The sequence below is a fragment of the Pseudomonas sp. P42 genome (assembly GCF_017973755.1).
Lineage (GTDB): Bacteria > Pseudomonadota > Gammaproteobacteria > Pseudomonadales > Pseudomonadaceae > Aquipseudomonas > Aquipseudomonas iridis.
Window position 1 is genome coordinate 172,323 of the sequence record NZ_JACOPU010000006.1, and the last position, 16,561, is coordinate 188,883.

Genomic DNA, 16,561 nt, shown 5'->3' on the forward strand with positions numbered 1-16,561 from the left:
TTGCCAAGCATTCTTGAACCCGGAGAAATCGAAGCGGCGGCCAGTTCGCCGCCGTTTCTGCACCTGCCACCGCACAACCTTTTTACTTTGCGCGCCGAACGTCTGGAGCGATTGGCCGAAGGGCACCCGTTGGCCGAGTATCTGCGCTTGATCGCCGGTTTGTGCCGGGCTCAGCAGCAAGTGCTGGATGATCCGCCGTCGACCGGGCCAGTCGATCAGCAACGGCTTGCCCTGTGCCAGCAACACGGTTTGCCGCCGTTCGGCGCCGATACATTGATCCGCGAAGATGACTGGCAAGCCTGGCTTGCGGCTCTACTGCAACGCTACGCACCTCCCGCGCAACCCGCCGTGATCGATGCAATCAGCGTGCTGCGTAGCGCCGACTCCGGGCAATTGCGCAGCTGGGCGGTGGCGCTGCTCAGCGGTCAATATTCCATGGTGCCGGCGCAACTGGTGCCGTTTCTCGGCGCGGCGTTGCAAGCGGCGTGGAGCCACTGGCTGCTCAGCGCGCCCAACCTGCAACTCAAACCCGGCGACAGCCTCAGCCAATGCCCAGCCTGCGGTTCACCGGCCATGATCGGCGTGGTTCGCCATCGCGGCAAACACAACGGCTTGCGCTATCTGGTGTGTTCGCTGTGCGCCTGTGAATGGCACGTGGTGAGGGTCAAGTGCGTGTATTGCGAGTCGAGCAAAGGCCTCGACTACCTGAGTTTTGAGGATGATCGCCACGCCGCCAATCAGGCGCCACTGCGAGCCGAAGTCTGTCCGGGCTGCAACAACTATCTGAAATTGCTCTATCTGGAGAACGATGCCGACGCCGAGGCGTTGTCGGCCGATCTGAGCAGTTTGCTGCTGGACATGCGTCTGGCGCAGGACGGCTATCAGCGCCTGGCACCGAATCTGTTGCTGGCACCGGGAGACGAATGAGCGCAGCGTCTACACTCGCCGGACAGTCTTTTGTTTCGGGAGTGGCAGATGTCTGCAAGTGTTGCCCTGCGATTACCTTCCATTGATGGTTTGTTGCGTCACCCGGCGTGTCTGCCGCTGGCCGAGCGTTATGGGCGTGAGGCGTTGCTGACGAGTTTGCGAGAGCTGCTGGATGAACTGCGCTCCAGTGTGGTGAACGGGCAGTTGTCGGCGGTTGAAATCAGCCCTGAAGTGCTGGCCGGCCGGGTGGGCGAACGGCTCGTGCAGCAACAACGCAGCCAGGTTCGGCGGGTGTTCAACCTGACCGGCACGGTGTTGCACACCAATCTCGGCCGGGCGCTATTGCCTGAAGAAGCCATCGAAGCGGTACAAATGGCGGCGCGTTATCCGCTCAATCTTGAGTTTGATCTGGCCAGCGGTAAACGCGGTGATCGTGATGATTTGATCGAAGGCCTGATCCGCGAACTGACCGGCGCCGAAGCCGTCACCGTGGTCAACAACAATGCCGCGGCGGTGCTGCTGACGCTCAACAGCCTCGGTGCACGCAAGGAAGGCATCATCTCGCGCGGCGAGTTGATCGAGATCGGCGGCGCTTTTCGCATCCCCGACATCATGGCCCGCGCCGGCGTGCGTTTGCACGAAGTCGGCACCACCAATCGCACTCATGCCCGTGATTACGAAGCGGCGATCAGTCCGCGCAGCGGTTTGATCATGCGTGTGCATGCGAGCAACTACAGCATTGAGGGTTTTACGGCCCGGGTGCCGACCGCCGAGCTGGCCGAGTTGGCGCATCGTCACGGGCTGCCGTTGTTGGAGGACCTGGGCAGCGGCAGTCTGCTGGATTTGACGCGCTGGGGGTTGCCAGCAGAACCGACGGTGCGTCAGGCGCTGCTCGATGGCGCCGATATCGTCACCTTCAGCGGTGACAAGTTGCTCGGCGGCCCGCAGGCCGGATTGATTGTCGGAAGCAAAGCGCTGATCGCCAAGATCAAGAAGAACCCACTCAAGCGTGCATTGCGGGTCGACAAGTTGACCCTGGCGGCGCTGGAAGCCGTGCTGGGTTTGTATCGCGATCCGGATCGACTGGCCGAGCGATTGCCGAGTCTGCGCCTGTTGACCCGTGCGCAAGCCGACATTTTTGCGCAGGCGTCACGATTGCAACCGGCCATGGCTGACGTTTTGGGCGAGGTCTGGCGTGTGGGTGCCGTGCAGTCACTCGGCATGATCGGCAGTGGCAGCCAACCGGTGGCGCGCCTGCCCAGTGCGGCGCTGTGTTTGCGCCCGCAAGTGTCCAGGCGATTGCGCGGCCGTCATCTGCTCAACCTTGAAGCAGCGCTGCGTGCCTTGCCGATCCCGGTGCTCGGGCGCATTGATGACGACGCGTTGTGGCTGGATCTGCGCCAACTCGACGACGAGCCCGCATGGCTGGCGCAGTTGCCGCTATTGCAGGTCGCGCAATGATTGTCGGCACGGCAGGGCACATCGACCACGGCAAGACCTCGTTGCTGCAAGCGCTGACCGGGCAAACCGGCGACCGCCGCCCGCAGGAGCGCGAGCGCGGCATGACCATCGACCTCGGTTATCTGTATGCCGAGCTGGAACCGGGCGCCGGGCTGAGCGGTTTCATCGATGTGCCTGGCCATGAAAAATTCACACACAACATGCTCGCCGGCGCGCAGGGCATTGATCTGGTGTTGCTGGTCATTGCGGCGGATGACGGCGTGATGCCGCAAACCCGCGAACATCTGGCGATTGTCCAGTTGCTCGGCATTCCCCGTGCGGTGGTGGCGATCACCAAGTGCGACCGGGTTGAGGCGGGTAGGGTGGAGGAAGTGCAGCGCCAGACGCTGGACTTGCTCGAAGCCGGGCCGTTTGCCGAGGCGCCGATTCTGGCTGTATCGAGCGTGAGCGGGCAGGGCATTGATGAATTGCGACAGGTCTTGCTGCAGAGCCAACGTGAAGTGCTTGAACGCAGTCGGGATGGTGGTTTTCGTCTGGCCATCGATCGCGCCTTCAGCGTCGCCGGTGCCGGGATTGTGGTCACCGGCACGGCGCTGTCGGGCGTGGTCGCGGCGGGCGACAAACTGCTTTTGGGGCCTGCCGGTAAAGCCGTAAGGGTTCGTGGTTTGCATGCGCAGAATCAGCCCTCCGAACACGGGTGCGCCGGGCAGCGCGTGGCATTGAATATCAGCGGCGATCGTCTGGCGCTGGAGCAAATCCACCGCGGCCAATGGCTGCTGAGCGAGTGGCTGTACGCGCCAACGCAACGGGTCGATATCGAGTTTCAACTGTTGCCCGGCGAACGCCCCTTCGAGCACTTCCACCCGGCGCATCTGCACCTCGGCACTCAAGACGTGATCGCCCGCGTCGCCCTGCTCGAAGGCCCGCGCCTGAACCCCGGCGAACGCATGTTCGCGCAATTGCTGATCAACGCACCGGTGCACGCGGTGAAGGGCGATCGGCTGATCCTGCGCGACCACAGTGCGCAACGTACCCTCGGCGGCGGACAGGTGCTCGACCCGTTCGCCCCGGCCCGCCAACGTCGCACCCCCGAACGGCTGGCGCAACTTGAGGCCTTGGCGCACAGTGAATGTTTTGAGCAGGTGCTGCCGGTGTTGCTCAATCACAGCGCCGGCGGCCTCGATCCGCAGCGGCTGGAACGCCAGTTCAATCGTCCGCGCGAAGACTGGTCATTGCCGCAGAACGTTCGGTTGATCAATACGCGCCAAGGGCCGGTGCTGTTCAACGTGCAGCGCTGGGGTCAACTGAAATTCACCCTGCTGGAACAACTGACGAAGTTTCATGAACTGGAGCCCGATCAGATGGGCCCGGACCGGGATCGACTTCGGCGGTTCAGCGGGTTGGCGCTGGAGCGTTCTATCTTCGTCAGTCTGTTGGAGGAATTGCTCGGCGCCGGTTCGATCAACGCCAGCGGGCCGTGGCTGCACCTGCCGGGTCATCAGGTGCGCTTGAATGCCGAAGACGAAACCTTGTGGCTTCAACTGCAACCGCTGTTCGAACAGGCCGGATTCGATCCGCCGTGGGTGCGCGACATCGCCGGAGTTGTTGATCAGGACGACGCCGTTGTCCGCTTGCTGCTGCGCAAACGCGCGCGCCTTGGGCTGATGCATCAAGTGGTGCGCGACCTGTTTATCAGCGACGCGATGCTCCGGCAAATGGTGGCCATGTTGCAGCAACTGGCCAAGGAAAATCCGCAGATCCAGGTGACAACCTTCCGCGATGCGCTAGGCTTGGGACGCAAACGCTCAATTCAATACCTCGAATACTTCGACCGCCTCGGCCTGACCCGGCGCAGCGGCGAATCACGACAAATCCGTTACGACAACGCGCTGGCCACCGCTGACGCGCATTGAGTTCAAGGAAGGCAATCGCGCCCGGTGGCGCGGCCGGGCTTCAAACCCGGTTGGGGACGGCATCCGTTCCCGGGCAGGTTCGACTCCGGCTGCCTTCCGCCACTTTGCAAACAGAAGATCGCAGCTCTCGCCAGCGCCTACCCTGTACCATCCGGCAATCCTGACAATGGACTGCCGGAGATCCGCTTGAAAAATCTAACCAGAAGCACCTTGCTGTTCTTCACCTTGTTGGTGTGTGTGAATGCTGCGGGATGGCTTTACTACGTGATCATGCACGGCACGGTGACACGTGGGATGTCAATGATCAGAACCACAGCGCCGCTGCTGATTGGCGGGCGCAATGGTGATGAAACCCGCTACGTACTGCCGGTGGGCACTACGCTTTATGAAGATAAAAGTTACCCGGAAGGGTTCACACGTTACTTGGTCTACTTCAACCACAAAGGCCCGATTGATCACGAAACGGTGACGATGGAGCCGAATTACGGCGGCTCGGTGGTTGTCCCGCAGTGGTTGGAAAGCATTGATGCCGTTACGTTGAACGAGATTTTTAAACGTTTTCCTTTATCCAGGCGCGATGTTGCCGCGGCGGTCAAGGCCAATGAAATTCGCCGGGATGATCTGATTGAGATTATCGGTGAGATGCCGGAGTGACGGATGAAGGCGTTTGTCGAACACCGGGGTTTCGACTGTCATTTCGCCGAACGTCAACGTGGTGCGCGAAGCGATGCTGACTGACTCGGCGCCATCGCTGGCAAGCCAGCTCCCACAGGGATTTGGGATGTGCCCACCATTTTTGGTAACAGATAAAATTGTGGGAGCTGGCTTGCCAGCGTTTGCAGTGCATCAAGCAACATTTCTATCCACTGACACACCGCTCTCGCGAGCAGGCTCACTCCCACAGCTTGACCGCGTTATGACAACGGCGGGGTGCGTGGCGGGATCATGCGTTTACTGCCCGTCGATTCAAACGCCGCGGCCAGGCGCAGCAGGTTCGAGTCGTCGTAAGCGCGGCCGGCGAAGGTCAGGCCGACCGGCATGCCGATGTCGGCCATGACGCCCATCGGCACGGTGACGGTGGGCACGCCCAGGTGGCGGATCGCGAGGTTGCCATTGGCGACCCAGATGCCGTTGCTCCAGGCGATGTCGGCGGACTCCGGGTTCACATCCGCATCCGCCGGGGCGACATCGGCGACGGTCGGGAACAGCACGGCGTCGAGGCCCAGCTTATCCATCCAGTCCTCAAGATCGATGCGCCGGGTTTGTTCCAGGCCACGCAAGCCATCGGGAACAGTGGAGATTTCATTCCACGGCGTGATGCCACGCTCGGCCATGCGTACGTATTCGTCCATGCCGGCGACAAGGTCACCCTCACGGTTGGGCAGAGTGCCCGGCTCGTGCGGGAAGATTTTCGCACCGTCGACGTCGACCAGACGATTGAGCTTCGGGTCGCCGTTGGCTTGCAGGAAGTCGTCAAAAGCCCAGGCGGTCAGGTCCCACAGTTCATGGTGGAGAAACTCTTTGGACACCAGCCCACGGGTGAACACGGTCGGTGCGCCGGGGCGGTCGCCTTCGCAGTTGGAGACCAGCGGAAAGTCGGTTTCGATCACTTCGGCACCGGCGGTTTCCAGCGCCTGACGTGCCTGTTTCCACAGATCGATCACCGACGCGCGCGTGTTGATGCGTTGGCCGGTGGGGCCGCCGATGCCCGGCGCTTCGCTGGTGCCAGCGTCAGGGTCGGCGTTGATGAACATGCGCGGCACGGCGAAGCGCTTGCCGGCCAGCGCGGTGCGGTCGGCAGCCAGTTCGGCGTAAGCGGCGGGGCGTACGGTGCTGACACTCGGAATCGGCACCCAGGGTTGCAGGCGCCATAGGTCGCCACGGGTGTCAGGGTCTTCGGCAACGACGATGTCGAGGACTTCGAGCAAGTCAGCCATGGTGCGTGCGTAGGGCACCACGACATCCATGGTCGGGGTCAGCGGCCAGTTGCCGCGCACCGAGATCACACCGCGCGACGGCGTGTAGGCGCACAGGCCATTGTTTGAAGCAGGTCCGCGCCCGCTCGACCAGGTTTCTTCCGCCAGGCCGAATGCGGCAAAACTTGCGGCCGTGGCGGTGCCAGCGCCATTGGACGAACCGGAAGCGAACGGTGCGGTGAGGAAGTCAGCGTTGTACGGGCTCTCGGCGCGGCCATAAACCCCGCGCTGCATGCCGCCATTGGCCATCGGCGGCATGTTGGTCTTGCCCAGGCAAATCGCCCCGGCACCGCGCAGACGCTCGATGGTAAACGCGTCGCGGTAAGCCACCAGATCAACAAAGGCCGGGCTGCCGGACGCAGCGGTCAGGCCCTTGACCAGATAACTGTCCTTGGCGGTGTAAGGAATGCCGTCGAGCGGGCTCAGGGTTTCGCCTTTGGCGCGGCGGGCGTCGGCGGCCCGGGCTTCGTTCAGCGCTTCGGGGTTGCGCACGACAACCGCGCTGAGCGCTGTCGCCGTGTCGGCGCCGTCGTAGGCATCGATGCGGGCGAGATAGGCCTGCACCAGCTCAAGCGACGTGGTCTGGCCGGACTCAAGCGCAGCGCGCAATTGGGCGATGGAAACTTCAGTGACTTCGATCATGCGTTCACCGCCGATTGCAGTTGAGCGTCATGGTTTTTTGAAGAGCTATTCATATCAGTTCTCGTGCACGGCTTTAGCGACAAGGTTAAGACTGGCGCCTATTTAACACCATGCCGGGCGCGGAGTAATCGGCGGGATGGTTTTTGTCCATCGATGCCTCCTTGGCGGGCCCATCAATCAAACAGGCAGACTGCAAGGCGGTGATCTAGGCTCAGCGCATTCCTAACGATACGCTTGACAGGAAAACCACTGTGGACGAGAAACCGCTGATCGCTTTCAACAGCTCCAGAGCTTTGCTTGACGTCCTGATCCGTGCGGGGTTGATCGCCACGTTGGTGCTGTTCTGTTACGACATTTTCCATCCGTTTCTCAATGTGATGCTCTGGGCGCTGATCCTGGCCGTCACCCTGTACCCGTTGAACCGGATGCTCGGCGCAAAACTTGGTCAGCGCTACGGCTGGGCGGCGGTTATTTTGGTGTTGCTGGGATTGCTGATCCTGATGGTGCCGTTGAGTCTGCTGGGCGCCTCGGTGGCCGACTCGGTGAAGGGCGGGATGCAGGTGCTTGAAAGCGGCCAATTCGAGATCCCGCCGCCGCCGGCCAATGTCGAGAACTGGCCGCTGATCGGGCCACCGATTTTCGGCATCTGGCAGCACGCTTCGCAGGATCTGAGCTGGGCTTTCCAGGAACTGGCGCCGCACCTCAAGGATTGGGGCAAAGTGATGCTGCACCAAGCGGCCGGGGTGGGAGCGGGCATTGTGGTGTTCGTCGTAGCGCTGATCGTTGCCGGGCTGATCATGACCTACGGTGAAAGCGGCCATCGCACCGCCGTCGCCGTCACCACGCGGATTTCCGGGCCCGTGCGTGGGCAGCAGATTGCCCAATTGTGCACGGCGACCATTCGCGCCGTAGCTCAGGGCGTGGTGGGCATCGCTTTTATCCAGATGCTGCTGATCGGCGTCGCCCTGGTGATCATGGGCGTACCGGCGGCCGGCATATTGGCGCTATTGGTGCTGTTGCTGGGCATCACGCAATTGCCGGTGCTGTTGATCACGCTACCTGTAGTGATTTTTGTTTTTGCGCAGCAAGGCGTCAGCGTCGCGACGGTGATTTTCGCCGTGTGGATGGTGGTTGCCGGGCTTTCCGACGATGTGCTCAAACCGATGCTGTTGGGACGCGGCGTGGCCGTGCCGATGCCCGTCGTGTTGATCGGCGCCCTCGGCGGCATGGTGACCAGCGGGATTATCGGGTTGTTCACCGGGCCGGTGATTCTGGCGGTCGGTTATGCGTTGTTTATGGGTTGGGTGTATCAACCCGACGACGTCACCCAGGTGCTGGAATCGCCGCCAGAGCAAAATCTGTCCTGACTCACGCAGTGCTGAAGAGGTTGCAGCAGCCCGGGCAGGATTCTGCACCGGGCCACGCAGGGTTCAGTTGATCCGTGGATGCTGTTGCACCAGGTTGTTGCGCTTGGCTTCCAGCTCGGCAATTTCGGCATCGATGTCTTCGATCTTCTGCTCGATATTGTCGTGATGTTCTTGCAGCAGCTCCTTCGCCTCTGCGAGGTCAGAGGCTGCGGGGGCGGCGCCACGCAACGGTTTGTTCGCCGTTTCCTTCATTGTCACGCCGGTGATCAGACCGACCACGGCAACCACCATCAGGTAGTACGCCGGCATGTACAGGTCGTTGGTGCTTTCCACCAGCCAGGCCACGACGGTCGGCGTCAGGCCGGCGATCAACACGGAAATGTTGAAGGACGCCGCCAGTGCACTGTAGCGAATGTGCGTCGGGAACATCGCTGGCAGGGTCGAGGCCATCACGCCGATAAAGAAATTCAGCAACACCGCCAGCATCAGCAGCCCGGCGAAAATCAGGCCGATCTTGCCGCTGTTGATCAGGATGAACGCCGGAATGGCAAGGACGAACAGGCCAATGCTGCCGATGACGATAAAGGGCTTGCGGCCGATCTTGTCGCTGACAAAACCAATCAGCGGCTGCACGAACAACATGCCGACCATGATCGCGATGATGATCAACACGCCACGGTTTTCGCTGTAGTGCAGGTTATGCGACAGGTAACTCGGCATGTAAGTGAGCAGCATGTAATAGGTGACGTTGGTCACCGCGACCACGCCGACGCAGGTCATCAGGCTACGCCAGTGTTGGGTGGCGATTTCCTTGAACGACACTTTCGGGCCACGGGCCAGACCTTCGCGGTCGCCTTGTTCGAGTTTCTCCACGTGCTGCTGGAACGCTGGTGTTTCTTCGAGCGCATGACGCAGATACAGACCGATCATGCCCAATGGCAGGGCGAGGAAGAACGGCAGACGCCAGCCCCACTCGAGAAACTGCTCTTCGCCGATAATCGTCGAGATCATCACCACTACACCGGCGCCAAGGACGAAACCGGCAATCGAACCGAAGTCCAGCCAACTGCCGAGGAAGCCGCGTTTGCGGTCCGGCGCGTATTCGGCGACGAAGATCGAGGCACCGGTGTATTCGCCACCGACGGAAAAGCCTTGGGCCATTTTCGCCAGCAACAGCAGGATCGGCGCCCAGATACCTATGGAGTCATAGGAGGGGATCAGGCCGATGGCGAAGGTGCTGAGGGACATGATGACGATGGTCGCGGCGAGGACTTTCTGTCGTCCGTACTTGTCGCCCAACGCGCCGAAAAACAGACCGCCCAGCGGCCGGATCAGGAACGGCACGGAGAATGTCGCCAATGCCGCGATCATTTGTACGCCAGGATCGGCGCCGGGGAAGAAGATCTTGCCGAGCGCATACGCGACAAAGCCGTAGACGCCAAAGTCGAACCATTCCATGGCATTGCCGAGTGCAGCGGCCGTAATGGCTTTGCGCATCTTGACGTCATCGACGATTGTGATGTCTTTCAGACCAATCGGTTTGACGCTGCTTTTACGTGATTTCATCCGGGTATTCTCTTTACTGATCCATCTTTTCGCGTCAATGCCATCTATTTGATGGCGCGTGCTTAATGGGTCTGATACATGAGGACACGAAATAATTCACCGCTCGCGGCTTTTTTTAATTTTCAAACACGAGATCAAAAGATCGCAGCTTCGTTTCACGCGACAGTTCCTACGGGGGGGCAGTGTCCCGAGGGCTGTCGAAAGCTGCACTTCACATCAGACAAAAAACGGCTTTACGACCGATGCACCCGGCCACGGGCTCTACTTACGAATCGCCACGTACGATTTACCCAGATCACTGGCCCAGCCATCCAGCACCACTTTGACGTCGTCGGCGCTCAGCACCTGTTTGTCGTTTTCCAGCGGCACGCCGGTGCCCTTGCGCACGACTTCGGCCACCACTTCGCCGGTCGAACCGTCCTCGAAAGAGACTTCCGTGGCGATTTCACTGTCCTGATCGCGGATGCCGGTGGCGGTGCTCACGCCAGCCGCGACCAGTGTGACCGGCAGCCATTCATAAAATTGCAGGCCTTGGGTGCTGGCACTGACCCGGGTGATAGCCGGCCTGACGATCAGCGTATTCGGGCCGGGCGTGGACACCAGTTGCAGCACTTTGCCCAGTTCATGCCTGAGGGCTGCGTCGTAATACTCGGTCACCCCGGACAGCGTGCTCATTGGAATCCGGTCAGTCGGCTCTGCGCTGGGATAGAACTGACTCGGCGCCAAATAGGCCTGGGTGTAACGACCTCTGACCAATGCCGGACTGACCCAACCCAATACGTCCTGACCCGAAGGCGACTTGTGCTCCTTCAATACGCTGTAGTCGTGCAGAAACCCGGTATGTTCGACCTTTTGGCTGCTGCAAGCCGACATGCTCAGGGACGCCGTGCACAAAATCGACATCAGGCAATGGCTTCTCATCAATGCGATTCCTTGTGCTTTGGCGGGGTGTCTTGCGAACACTCGATGTGCAACTGGCCGTGCGTCATGATCCAGTGGATGAGGTCGGCGGCCGGTATCGAATGGGCGTACTCCACCCACTGGGCGTTGGTCGGGCTGAACTGCTCGAAGTAACGGCGCAGGACAATCCGGCTCTGATCACTGGACAATCCCAGGCAAAACTCCTGAAACAGGATCGGCGTATCGTGTGTCGGTGCTGTCGTGCGCTGGCTGAGGATCAACGGATATTGGGCGTTATGCCCCTCGGCGGTATACCTGCTGTGTAAGGCCTTCATGAACAACCCCCTGATTTGGAAAGGTGTGCAGGATGCAGGACGGTTTTTGCCGGACGATGTCCGGTTGATGTCACTGGCGAAGGAATGTTGCTCGATTGAAATAAATGACCCGGACGCCAGAATGGTTTTAGATGCGCTCTTTTCTGGATTGAGGATCCTGTGCCCGTGAGCAGACTGCTGATCGTCGACGACGACGTGGAAATTCTGTCGCTGCTGAAGAAGTTCTTCGTCCAGCACGCCTATGAAGTCGATGTAGCGGCGGACGGCGAGGCGATGTGGGCGGCGATCGACCAGCAGCGACCGGACACGATCATTCTCGACCTGATGCTGCCCGGGGAGGGCGGCTTGAGTCTGTGCCAGAAAGTGCGCGCGCAGATGGCCATTCCGATCATCATGCTCACCGCTATGGGCGAACTGAGCGACCGCATTGTCGGCCTGGAGCTGGGGGCGGATGACTACGTCACCAAGCCGTTTGCACCGCGTGAACTGCTGGCTCGTCTGCGTGCCGTGCAGCGCCGCGCGAGCGAACCGGCCAGTCAGCCGAGCGAACCGTCCCGGCCGGTGATTGCCTTCGCCGGTTGGCATCTGGATATCACCTGCCGCGAACTGCGCTCACCGCAAAACGTGATGATTCCGCTGTCTGGCGGCGAGTTCGACTTGCTGGTGGTGTTTCTTGAGCATCCGCAACGCATTCTGACTCGCGAGCAATTGATCGACCTGACCCACGGCCAGGGCCACGACGCGTTTGATCGCAGCATCGATGTGCAGGTCAGCCGGTTGCGGCGCAAGATCGAGCCCGACTGCAAACGTCCGGACCTGATCCGTACCGTTCGCAACGGCGGTTACATGTTCACGGCCAAGGTCAGCCGCTCGTGATCCGCCGGATGCTGCGGCGCGACACCCTCAGTCGGCGGATTGCCCTGACTATCGTCGCGGCGATGCTGACGTCGCTGGCCCTTAATGCCTTGTTCGTGCAGGTCGCCGGGATCTGGGCGCGTCCGCCGATTGAGCGTACCGGTTTGCTGGAACAGATTGCCGCTACCGTGCGCGTGATCGAGGCCGCGCCGGTACCGTTGCGCCCGCAGTTGGCGGACGCGGCAAGCAGCCCGCGGCTGAAAGTGGCGTGGAAAGCGCAGCGCGCCGACTTCGGGCTGCCGGCGGGCGGCAATCCGGTTGAAGCGGGCAGGGTGCCGGTGCTGCAACTGCTGTTGGCCGATGGCCGAACCATGGAAGCCTTCAACCCCGACGACTGGCCGAGCCACAGCACGCAGGCGCACTATGCCGCACTTGTGCAACTGGTCGATGGCAGTTGGTTGTCGTTCACCCCACCGGAACGGGTTTGGGGGCTGGAGGCGAGTACGCGGATTGCGGTGGTTATCGCCCTCGGCCTGATCGCGACCTTGCTGGTGGCCTGGATCGCCACGCGCCAACTGGCTAAACCCTTGCAACGTTTCGCCAGCGCCGCGCGGCGTTTCGGTGGTGATCTGCGCGCACCGCCGATCAAGATCGAAGGCCCTGAGGAAATCCGCCAGGCGATCATCGCCTTCAACACCATGCAGGCGCAGATTCAGCATTTCATCGGCGAACGCACGCACATGCTCGCGTCCATCTCCCACGACTTGCGCGCACCGCTGACCCGCATGCGCTTGCGCAGCGAGTTCATGGAAGATCTGGATAACCAAGGCAAACAGATTCGTGACATCGAAGAAATGCAGTCGATGATCAACGCCGCGTTGGCGTTTTTTCGCGAGGACACCCATGGGGAGCCCACCACGGCGTTTGACCTTGCCGAACTGCTGCAAACCATCATCGATGACTACCGTGACCAGAACATCGCCGTCGATTACAGCGGCCCGGCACACTGGGTGTATGAGGGTCGGCCGCTTGGCATCAAACGAGTGATCGTCAACCTGCTGGAAAATGCCGAGAAGTACGCGCAACACCCGAGCATCGCCTTGAGCGGCGATGGCTACACGATCTGCATCGAGGTCAGCGACGAAGGGCCGGGGATTGCCGAAGAGTCGCTGGAGCGCGTGTTCGATCCGTTCTTACGCCTCGAAACCTCACGCAACCGCGAGACCGGCGGGGTCGGACTCGGACTTTCCGCGGCTCGGGCCATTGTGCGTGAGCAGGGCGGGGAACTGACGTTGAGCAATCGCAGCGGTGGCGGGTTAGTGGCACGGGTTGAGTTGCCGATTCAATGACCACGTCTTTAGCCGCTGTCAGGGGCACCGTTATCAGCGCCAGGACATTCCGTGGTTATACGAATTCGATGGGATCGCATTCCTAAGCTGGACAGACGCGCATTATTCGACCTGCTGGAAAGCTGCGTGAAAAGCGATCTGTAGTTTATGGCCCACAGCCGTCCCCACGGACACACACTTTTTCACAAAGACCTCCTGCCAACCATTCAATGGCAGAATCTCCTCAACTGACAGTTTTGGAGATCACCATGCTTCGTGCGTTTGAACGAAGACTCGACCCTTTTCCGCCTGACGAGGTACCACCGCCGCCCAACGGCCTGGCGCGTTTTCTGTGGGCCTGTACGCGAGGCGCGCGCGGTTACATTCTGCTGCTTGCGCTGCTGAGTGCCGCTGTGTCGATTTACGAAGCCTGGCTGTTTTCCTTTCTAGGGCAGGTCGTGGATCTGCTTTCGACCTGGCAGGCGGGCGGCGAAGCGGCTGCGCAGGAAAGTCGGGTGTTGTGGGGCATGGGCATCGTCATGGTGACCAGTGTCGGGCTGGTTGCGTTGCGCACCATGGTGCAGCACCAGATATTGGCGATTAACTTGCCGTTGCGCCTGCGTTGGGATTTCCATCGCCTGATGCTGCGGCAGAGCCTTTCGTTTTTTTCCGATGAGTTTTCCGGCCGGGTCACCACCAAGGTGATGCAAACCGCGCTGGCAGTGCGTGACGTGTTGTTTACCCTGATCGAGATCATTCCCGGGATCGGCGTGTATTTCATCGCGATCATCGCGCTGGCCGGTGGCTTCGCGCTGAAACTGATGCTGCCGTTCATTGGTTGGGCGGTGTTGTTCGCGCTGGCCATGTGGTACTTCGTGCCTCGGCTGGGCAAAGTCGGGCAGGAGCAGGCCAATGCGCGGTCAATGATGACCGGGCGAATCTCGGACGCCTACACCAACATCACGACGGTGAAGCTGTTCTCCCATTCCAATCGTGAAGCGCACTTCGCCCGTGCAGCGATGGAAGATTTCAAGCTGACCGGTTTTCGCCAGATGCGTCTCGTCAGCAGGTTCGAGATCGTCAACCAGGCCTTGGTGGTGGGGCTGATCATGTCCGCGGGTGGTTACGCCCTGTGGCTTTGGCACCAGGGCGATGTCGGTGCCGGTGCCGTGGCGGCAATCACTGCCATGGCGTTGCGTATCAACGGCATGTCGAACTGGATCATGTGGCAGATGACCTCGCTGTTCGAGAGCATTGGCACCGTGCAGGATGGCATGGCCACGCTGACGCAAGGCGCCAAGGTGCAGGACGCGCCGGATGCAGGTGTACTGGTGACCAAGGGCGGCGCCGTTACTTTCGATAAGGTGCACTTCAATTACAACGGCGAACGCCAGGTGCTCGATGGCCTCAGCCTGAAAATCCGCCCGGGTGAAAAGATCGGTCTGGTCGGCCGCTCCGGCGCCGGCAAATCCACGCTGATCAACTTGCTGCTGCGCTTCTATGACGTCGACAGCGGCGAGATTCGCATCGACGGGCAAAACATCGCGAAAGTGACCCAGGACAGTCTGCGCAGTGCCATCGGCATGGTTACCCAGGACACCTCGCTGCTGCATCGTTCGATTCGCGACAACATCGCCTACGGCCGTCCCGACGCCACCGATGCGCAAATCCGCAGCGCCGCCGCCAGCGCCCAGGCCGATGAGTTCATCAGTCAACTGAGCGACCGCCAAGGCCATAGCGGCTACGACACACTGGTCGGTGAGCGGGGCATCAAGCTGTCGGGCGGTCAACGGCAACGCGTCGCGATTGCCCGGGTAATGCTCAAGAACGCGCCGATCCTGCTGCTTGATGAAGCCACCAGCGCGCTGGATTCGGAAGTCGAAGTGGCCATTCAGGAAAGCCTCGATGACATGATGCAGGGCAAAACCGTGATTGCTATCGCCCATCGGCTGTCGACGATCGCGGCCATGGACCGGCTCATCGTGATGGATGACGGACGCATTATCGAACAGGGCACCCACAGCGAATTACTGGAGAGGAACGGCGTGTACGCGCGGCTTTGGCAGCATCAAAGCGGCGGGTTTCTGGGTGAGGACAAGGGGTTGGTCGAGGCACTGGATCAGGCTTGAGATGCCAGGGCGCATGGCGCGGATTTATTGAGTTCCGTCCATGCGCCCTCTATATGGGCCGACAGTAGCCTGTGGTTAACCAGAATTTTGGGCAGAGGTCGACGCGTACCTGCCAGTCACCAACGCCGGCTTTCGACTCAGCATCGCGGTCATTCCCCAGCAGGCAAACCTGTGTCTGAACAGGGAAACTCCGAGAACGCCTGACAGTCTATGCTCCAAGACTTGACTCAACTGCTCAGGGTGCTGATGCATGAACTCTCTCTGGATCGCCCTGGCCATTTTCGGGTGCCTGGTTGCTGCTTCGCTTTTCATGATGAATGGGTACCCCAAGCTGGCGTCCCACCACCGGGATGACGAGACCAATACCGTCATTCGCCTGGTCGCCAACATTTTTGTGGTCATGACGTCGCTGGTCTTTGGTCTGATGATCAATTCCGCCAAAAACACCTACGAGTCCATAGATGCGAACTTCCATGGCTATGCAACCAGTCTGATTATTTTTGACCGGACGCTACGAGGCTATGGAGAGGCGACACAAGACACGCGCAACCGTCTGATCACCTATATCGAGCGCGCTATCGAGACTCCGTATCGAGGTGATGAGGCCTTGCAGCATCGCGACAGCGAAGCGGCTAAATACCTGGATGACATAGGCAAGTCGTTGACCGGCATAAAGCCACCGGATCGCTTCCATGAAACGATGCTTCAGGATATCCGTCAGCAATATCATTCGATCATCGAGCAACGCTGGAGGATCGTCGAGCAGTCAGAGGGCGCGATTCCGGGCCCTTTGATCGGGATGCTGGTTGCCTGGCTGACACTCATCTTCGCCAGTTTCGGATACCGCGCTCCCCGGAACTCGATGGTGATTGGAATGTTCATTGTCTCGTCATTGCTCATCGCGGCCTCTGTTTACCTCGTTCTGGACATGGATGTGCCATTTCACGGCCCTATCCAGATATCCGATGAGCCCCTGCGCAGGGCGCTCGCCGAAATGCAGCTCTAAGCGGTTTGTTGGGCGTTCGCATTCTGAGTCTCAGCTTTCGGCCACTCGTTACTCCTCTGGCCCGGATGCCAATGCTCCAGCCGTTGCACGTGGTGCGGCAGGAAGCAGCTGATCAGCGTCCCCAGCGTTTTAACGGTAATGGAACAATGACCCTGT

13 protein-coding genes and 1 tRNA gene are annotated in these 16,561 nt (G+C 60.5%); 10 read left to right on the forward strand and 4 right to left on the reverse strand.

Annotated features, from left to right (window positions below; all coding sequences use genetic code 11):
* The 5 genes from fdhE to H8B20_RS20260 all read left to right on the forward strand — a co-directional run bounded on the left by fdhE (position 1) and on the right by H8B20_RS20260 (position 4,955).
* Positions 1-927 (forward strand): formate dehydrogenase accessory protein FdhE, encoded by a 927-nt coding sequence (gene fdhE / locus H8B20_RS20240; protein ID WP_210624346.1) that lies wholly within the window; start codon positions 1-3, stop codon positions 925-927.
* Positions 928-975: 48 nt separating this feature from the next.
* Complete coding sequence (selA, locus tag H8B20_RS20245) at positions 976-2,388, forward strand: L-seryl-tRNA(Sec) selenium transferase (protein ID WP_210624347.1); 1,413 nt, start codon at positions 976-978, stop codon at positions 2,386-2,388.
* Positions 2,385-4,301 (forward strand): selenocysteine-specific translation elongation factor, encoded by a 1,917-nt coding sequence (selB, locus tag H8B20_RS20250; protein WP_210624622.1) that lies wholly within the window; start codon positions 2,385-2,387, stop codon positions 4,299-4,301. Before selA ends, selB begins: the two co-directional genes overlap by 4 nt.
* A 6-nt stretch (positions 4,302-4,307) precedes the next feature.
* A tRNA-Sec gene (locus H8B20_RS20255) sits at positions 4,308-4,403 on the forward strand.
* Between the two features lie 84 nt (positions 4,404-4,487).
* A complete protein-coding gene (locus H8B20_RS20260; RefSeq protein WP_228732717.1) occupies positions 4,488-4,955 on the forward strand; it encodes a hypothetical protein in 468 nt (155 codons plus the stop codon).
* Between the two features lie 260 nt (positions 4,956-5,215).
* Here the strand turns inward: H8B20_RS20260 and H8B20_RS20265 are convergent, their stop codons facing one another.
* Positions 5,216-6,919, reverse strand: a complete 1,704-nt coding sequence (locus H8B20_RS20265) for an amidase (protein WP_210624348.1) — start codon at positions 6,917-6,919, stop codon at positions 5,216-5,218.
* A gap of 251 nt (positions 6,920-7,170) precedes the next feature.
* Here H8B20_RS20265 and H8B20_RS20270 point away from each other — a divergent pair, with 251 nt between their 5' ends.
* Positions 7,171-8,286 (forward strand): AI-2E family transporter, encoded by a 1,116-nt coding sequence (locus H8B20_RS20270; RefSeq protein ID WP_210624349.1) that lies wholly within the window; start codon positions 7,171-7,173, stop codon positions 8,284-8,286.
* A gap of 63 nt (positions 8,287-8,349) precedes the next feature.
* Here the strand turns inward: H8B20_RS20270 and proP are convergent, their stop codons facing one another.
* The 3 genes from proP to H8B20_RS20285 all read right to left on the reverse strand — a co-directional run bounded on the left by proP (position 8,350) and on the right by H8B20_RS20285 (position 11,087).
* Positions 8,350-9,852 (reverse strand): glycine betaine/L-proline transporter ProP, encoded by a 1,503-nt coding sequence (gene proP, locus H8B20_RS20275; RefSeq protein ID WP_042559087.1) that lies wholly within the window; start codon positions 9,850-9,852, stop codon positions 8,350-8,352.
* 261 nt (positions 9,853-10,113) lie between these two features.
* Entirely contained in the window at positions 10,114-10,773 is a 660-nt protein-coding gene (locus tag H8B20_RS20280) for a DUF3313 domain-containing protein (RefSeq protein WP_210624350.1), read from the reverse strand.
* Entirely contained in the window at positions 10,773-11,087 is a 315-nt protein-coding gene (locus H8B20_RS20285) for a hypothetical protein (RefSeq protein ID WP_042559089.1), read from the reverse strand. The genes H8B20_RS20280 and H8B20_RS20285 overlap by 1 nt, the downstream gene beginning before the upstream one ends.
* A 165-nt stretch (positions 11,088-11,252) precedes the next feature.
* Here H8B20_RS20285 and H8B20_RS20290 point away from each other — a divergent pair, with 165 nt between their 5' ends.
* The 4 genes from H8B20_RS20290 (at position 11,253) to H8B20_RS20305 (ending at position 16,405) form a co-directional block, all read left to right on the forward strand.
* Positions 11,253-11,963, forward strand: a complete 711-nt coding sequence (locus tag H8B20_RS20290; protein WP_200614289.1) for a response regulator — start codon at positions 11,253-11,255, stop codon at positions 11,961-11,963.
* Positions 11,960-13,291 carry an ATP-binding protein gene (locus H8B20_RS20295; RefSeq protein WP_210624351.1) on the forward strand — a complete coding sequence of 444 codons (1,332 nt, stop codon included), beginning with the start codon at positions 11,960-11,962 and terminating at the stop codon, positions 13,289-13,291. The genes H8B20_RS20290 and H8B20_RS20295 overlap by 4 nt, the downstream gene beginning before the upstream one ends.
* Before the next feature lie 248 nt (positions 13,292-13,539).
* On the forward strand, positions 13,540-15,399 hold the full coding sequence (locus H8B20_RS20300; RefSeq protein WP_210624352.1) for an ABC transporter ATP-binding protein: 1,860 nt from the start codon (positions 13,540-13,542) through the stop codon (positions 15,397-15,399).
* Positions 15,400-15,649: 250 nt separating this feature from the next.
* Complete coding sequence (locus H8B20_RS20305) at positions 15,650-16,405, forward strand: bestrophin-like domain (RefSeq protein ID WP_210624353.1); 756 nt, start codon at positions 15,650-15,652, stop codon at positions 16,403-16,405.
* Positions 16,406-16,561 lie beyond the last annotated feature (156 nt).